We start from the raw sequence: 1,213 nt of genomic DNA on the forward strand, positions 1-1,213 counted from the left end.
TTTTGTATTTGGAAGATTTGGCAAATCCGAAAATAGGGCTTAATTTAGTCCCAAACCCGCTGTAGCGCGAGAACGTTACCGCTAATGTTATCGGAAATACCACACAATTAAACTATGGAAAAATCAATCTCATATGTTGCAGTTAATATCGGAGAAGTGTACGAAGAGTATGTTGTAATGGCAGAATATAAAACTGCCGAATCTGAATATCAAATTTGCAAATATTGTGGTGAAAAAGACCCTAATAAATTCAAATCTAAAGCACATCTACTTCCAGAATTCACAGGCAATAAAGAATGGTTTTGCTATAACGAATGTGACAATTGCAATAATAAGTTCGGCGTTTATGAGTATAATCTAAAGAATTTCGGTGCATTTAAAAATTCACATTTACCAATTTCCGGCAAAAAGAAATTTCCAAAATATGTTGATGGTAATAACAATTTTGTTGCGCAGTTTAAGAACGAGAATACATTAATAATGAACACCAAAGGAAATAATGATTTTTATAAGATTGTTGACGATAAGATAAAAATTGAGTCTATAACTATGCCTTTCGTTCCACTATACGTTTATAAAAGCTTTGTTAAATTTGCTTTCTCTTTGATGGAAAAAAAAGATTATGAACAATTTTGTTCGGGAATATCTTGGTTAAATAATCCAAAATCAATAGTCGAGCCTATAATTCCTAATACGATGCTTTATTATCCAAATGGGAAACCTATAATAAAGCCAATAGCTATATTGTTAAAAAGGAAAAAAGATTATAATTGTCCTGAATTTAGCTTTGTTTTCATTTGGGGCTTTTTGACATTTCAAATTTTCCTACCTTTCAATTCTAAAGATGAAACTCTTGATTATTCAAATATTCAATTACCAATTCTATCAGAATTTATAACCAAGACAAGCGATGGCAAATTTGGTGTTTCTCATTTTGATATGAATTCCTTGACTAGAATACAAAGCTTAGAAAAAATAAGTTTTGGTTTTCGCAAGAAATAAAAAACACTAGCGGTAACACACGCTACAAGCAATTTGGGTATTAGGCTTAATTTGAAATTGGTTTTGTATTTGGGAATATTTGGCAAATCCGAAAATAGGGCTTAATTTAGTCCCAAACTGCTTGTAGCGCGGGAACGTTATGGGGCAGTTGTGCCGAAATTACGCAGGTAATTTCGATTTGGAAATAACGTTCACATCTCGCAGAAAATTC

1 protein-coding gene is annotated in these 1,213 nt (G+C 32.0%); it reads left to right on the forward strand.

Annotated elements, in window-relative coordinates:
- Positions 1-114 precede the first annotated feature (114 nt).
- Entirely contained in the window at positions 115-1,002 is an 888-nt protein-coding gene (locus FNW21_RS16200) for an HNH endonuclease (RefSeq protein WP_144257787.1), read from the forward strand.
- The last annotated feature ends 211 nt before the right edge of the window (positions 1,003-1,213 follow it).

The organism is Flavobacterium restrictum (assembly GCF_007097245.1).
GTDB classification, from domain to species: domain Bacteria; phylum Bacteroidota; class Bacteroidia; order Flavobacteriales; family Flavobacteriaceae; genus Flavobacterium; species Flavobacterium restrictum.

What these genes read in the sequence shown, in the direction of transcription:
- FNW21_RS16200 (WP_144257787.1), top strand. Translation starts at nt 115, where the DNA reads ATGGAAAAATCAATCTCATATGTTGCAGTTAATATCGGAGAAGTGTAC.